The following is a 4,329-nucleotide window of genomic DNA, read 5'->3' as shown; positions in this document are numbered from 1 at the left end:
CAGCCTGGATGCCACCTCCACCAGCAGTTCATCGGCCGCGGAGCGTCCCAGCACGTCATTGAGGTGCTTGAAGTCATCGAGGTTCAGCAGCAGGATGTCCACCGGATCCGGGCGGCGCAGGGCCGCGGCGAGCCGCTCGTTGAAGAGGGGGCCGTTGGGCAGCGCCGTCAAGGGGTCGCGGAGCGAGCCCGCCTTGAGTTCGTCGTCGTGCTCGGCAAACGCCGCAGGAGCGGCCGCCGCTGGACCTCCGGAAAGTGAAGCTCCCGCTGCACCAGAAGTACGACGGCGGGCAAAGTCGCCGCTGAGGGTGCGCCCGGCGCTGCCGGCGCCCGGGTTCCGTCCCGCGGCGCCGCGGATGGAGAGGACAATGGACGTTCCGGCGTCGGCTGCTCCGGCCGCGGCGGGGACCAGCGAGCACGTGATTTCGACGGGGAGTTCCGTGCCGTCGGCGCGGCGGCCCGAGCCGGCGAACGGCGAGCCTGGGGGCGGGGAGCCGGGGCTTGCGGACTTGGCCAGCCCGGCCAGGACGCCGTGAAATTTCTCCCGCGAGGCCTCGGCCAGGAGCATGCTGTGGTCCGCGCCGAGCAGTTGCGCCCGCGGGTAGCCGAAGAGCCGTTCCGCGGCCGCATTGAGGAAGGAAATGGCTCCGTCCTGAGCGACCAGCAAAAGTGCGTCCGGGCTGTACTCCAGCAGTTGTTGTGCGAAACCAGCTTCCACGATGTCTAACAGCCCCCCGGCGATGAATACGGATAGCGGGCACCTTGCGGAGAGCAGGCGCACTGCGCTGACTGAATCATATGCGGTGCGGGCTCCCCGGACGGGATGGCCATCATGCCGCAATCAAATGTGTCGAACGGCCCCTGCTACCCGGGCAGCGGCACGCCCTCGAGGTCGGCGATGGCCGCCGCCGAGTTCCGGACCGCGCGGTGCCTGGCCGCCCCGGGTTCCGGGCGGGAGAAGAGGAAGCCCTGCAGGGCATCGCAGCCGTGGTCCATGAGATAGCGTGCCTGGGCCGGTGTCTCGATGCCCTCGGCCGTGACCTTCAGCCCCAGGCTCCGGGCCATGTGGATCATGGAGGTGAGGATGGGCAGCTTTTCGACGCCGGTCTGCAGCATGGACACGAAGGACTTGTCGATCTTCACCACGTCCACAGGCAGGTCCTGCAGGCGGCCCAGCGAGGAATAGCCGGTCCCGAAGTCGTCCAGGGCCACCCGGATGCCGGCCTCACGAAGGGTCTCGAGCTGGCCGATCACGTGGGAATGGGCGTCGAAGAACACGCTCTCGGTCACCTCCAGGACCAGCTGGCGCGGGTCCACGCCGCTCCACGCCGCAATGTCCAGGACGCGCTCGGCGAAGTCCCGGTGCTGCAGCTGCACGCCGGAGACGTTTACGGCCACGCTCCGGAACGGGTCCTCCCCGAGCCACGGGGCGAGCTCGGTGCAGCTGCGCCTGAGCACCTCGGCCCCGATTTCCCGGATCAGGCCGCTGCGTTCGGCGGTCTCGATGAACTCGTCCGGCGGAATCAGCTCGCCGTCCCACTCCCAGCGGGCCAGGGCCTCGAACTGCACCACCTCGAGCCTGTCACTGGAGATGACGGGCTGGTAGTGCACGGTGATCTGCCCCAGTTCCACCGCCCGCCGCAGCCCGGCCGTGAGCTGGGTGCGCTCCAGCAGCGCGGCCAGCATCTCGGGCCGGAAGTGCACATAGCAGTTCTTCCCGGCCTCCTTGGCCGCGTACATGGCCAGGTCCGCCTGCCGGAGCAGTTCCGACGACGTCTCGGTGCCGGCGTCGCGCGATGCCACGCCCAGACTGAGGCCGGGCCGCATGAGCGTTCCCTCGATGGAGACGGGGGCGTTCAGGGTGCTGACCACGCGCTGGGCCACGGTGTCGGCGTCCCGGCAGCCGACCAGCAGGACCACGAACTCGTCCCCGCCCAGCCGGGCGACGGTGCCGTGCGGACCCACGCAGTTCTGGAGCCGGCGCGAAATCTCGACCAGCATCTCGTCTCCGGCATGATGTCCCAGGACGTCGTTGACTTCCTTGAAGTCGTCCAGGTCCAGGAGCAGCACGTGTACCGGTTCCGGGGTCAGCAGTGCCGCGGCGGCCCGTTCGTTGAAGAGCATCCGGTTGGCCAGCCCGGTAAGCGGGTCCTGAAACGCGAGCTCCTTGAGCTTGCCCGCCTGCTCGGCCAGTTCGTCCATGGCGCGGCGGGCCTGGTCCTGGGCGCGCCGGCGTGAGGTGATGTCCCGGAAGTTCCAGATCCGTCCCACGATCGCGTCCGCCACCTTCTGCGGGCGCGAGTACAGCTCCACGGTGCGGCCGTCGGCGAACTCGAGGATGTCATGGCTCTGCATCAGGTTGTCCGCGTAGAGCGCTGCAACCTTTTGCAGGAAGGAGTCGGAATCCACCAGCTGGTCCGCGATGAACCGCACCAGCGCATCGGGGTCCTCGGCCGCGATCAGTTCCGGCGGCATGCCCCACAGCAGCAGAAACTGGTCGTTGATCCCGGTAATTTGGCCTTCGCTGGAGAGCACGACGATACCGTCCGACGTCGATTCCAGCGTGGCGTCCACGAGGGAGAGGGCCAGCCGGCGGCCGGAATCGGGGTCGTTGCGGTGCTCGGCGTCGCGGACGGCTACCGCCATGGCCGTGCCGCCGTCGACGCTCACCAGCGAGCACGTGATCTCCAGGGCGAGGTCCGAACCGTCGCGGTGCAGTCCGGCGGCCGCGAACGGGCGGCTTCCGGCCGGGCTTTTGCGTCCCAGCCGGCCGAAGACCCGCAGGAAGCCGCTGTGGGCTTCCTCCGAGAGCAGGATGGTGTGCTGAACGCCGAGGAGTTCCTCGCGGGGGTAGCCGAACAGCCGTTCCGCGGCCGAATTCATGAAGGCGATGGTCCCGTCCGCGGTCAGCAGCAGGAACGCATCAGGACCCTGCTCCAGCAGGTCTTCACCAAATCCAGTTCCCACGACGATACCGGCCCCCAAGCGACGGAAGTTCATAGAGCGATGATGTTCCCGGCCGAGGGCCCGGAGCAATGCGTTTCACTGAATCATAGGGTCCTTCGGCCCCGTGTCCAGCACATCGGCCACGGAACTTTGCGGGTCACCGGTTGCCGGGCACCCGATCGCCCCGCAGCGCGGCGATGGCCAGAGCCGCCCGGTCCAGCGCGGGCTGGAGCGTGGCCTCCGGCTGGGGGCCCGAAAACAGGAAACCCTGCAGGGAATCGCAGTGCAGGCTCATCAGGTAGCGGGCCTGGGCGGCCGTTTCCACGCCCTCCGCGGTGACGGTCAGCCCCAGTCCGTGGGCCATCCCGATCATGGCGTTCAGGATGGGCAACTGCTCGGTGCCGGTGTTGATCATGGACACAAACGACTGGTCGATCTTCAGCGTGTCCACGGGCAGGCCCTGCAGGCGTCCCAGGGAGGAGAAGCCGGTGCCGAAGTCGTCCAGCGCCACTTGGGCACCGGCCGCACGCAGGGTCATGAGCTGCTGGATGACGTGGCAGTCGTCTTCGAAGAAGACGCTCTCCGTGACCTCCAGGATCAGCTGGCGCGGGTCCACGCCACAGGATTCCGTCACGGCCATGACCAGCTCGGCGAAGTCCCCGTGCTGCAGCTGGACACCGGAGACGTTCACGGCCAGGGACCGGGTGGAGTCCTCGTCCAGCCAGGGCTTGAGCTCCGTGCAGCCGCGAAGCAGCACCTCGGTGCCGATCTCGACAATGAGGCCGCTGCGTTCCGCCGCCGGAATGAAATGCTTGGGCGGAACGAGCGCGCCGTCGCGCACCCAGCGGGCCAGGGCCTCGACCTTGGTCACGGTCCCGCTGCCGGCAGAGACGATCGGCTGGTAGTGGACGGCGATCTGTCCGCTGTCCACGGCGCGCCGCAGGCCGGCCTCGAGGTCGTTGCGGTCCACGAGGGCCTTCATCATCTCCGGCTTGAAGCGCATGTACCGGTTCTTCCCGGCAGTCTTCGCGGCGTACATCGCGACGTCGGCACGGCGCAGGAGCTCGGAGGCGTCCACGGCGGCCTCGCCGATCGAGGCGAGCCCCAGGCTGAGGCTGGGCCGTAGCATGGTGCCGTCGATCCACACCGGGACGCGCAGCGAGTCGACGATCCGGGCGGCGACCGCCTCGGGCTCCAGCGAGTCGAGTAGGAGCACCACGAACTCGTCGCCGCCCAGCCGGGCCACGATGTCGCTCGGGCGCACGCACGCGCGCAGGCGCCGGCCGACCTCAATGAGCATCTGGTCCCCGGCGTGGTGGCCCAGGATGTCGTTGACTTCCTTGAAGTCGTCCAGGTCAAGGAGCAGGACGTCGACGGCGCCGCC

At 68.6% G+C, this 4,329-nt stretch carries 3 protein-coding genes; all 3 read right to left on the bottom strand.

Annotated elements, in window-relative coordinates; all coding sequences use genetic code 11:
- On the bottom strand, positions 1-717 hold a 717-nt coding region (locus LQV45_RS19175; RefSeq protein WP_230008384.1), incomplete at its 3' end, for a PAS domain S-box protein.
- Between the two features lie 146 nt (positions 718-863).
- On the bottom strand, positions 864-2,999 hold the full coding sequence (locus LQV45_RS19170; RefSeq protein WP_230008383.1) for a bifunctional diguanylate cyclase/phosphodiesterase: 2,136 nt from the start codon (positions 2,997-2,999) through the stop codon (positions 864-866).
- Positions 3,000-3,102: 103 nt separating this feature from the next.
- Positions 3,103-4,329 (bottom strand): bifunctional diguanylate cyclase/phosphodiesterase (locus tag LQV45_RS19165; RefSeq protein WP_230008382.1); only part of this gene is annotated, 1,227 nt, incomplete at its 5' end.

This window comes from Microbacterium sp. Bi128 (genome assembly GCF_918698205.1).
The sequence above is the reverse complement of the archived record's forward strand: the minus strand, read 5'-3'. Positions and strand labels throughout refer to the sequence as shown.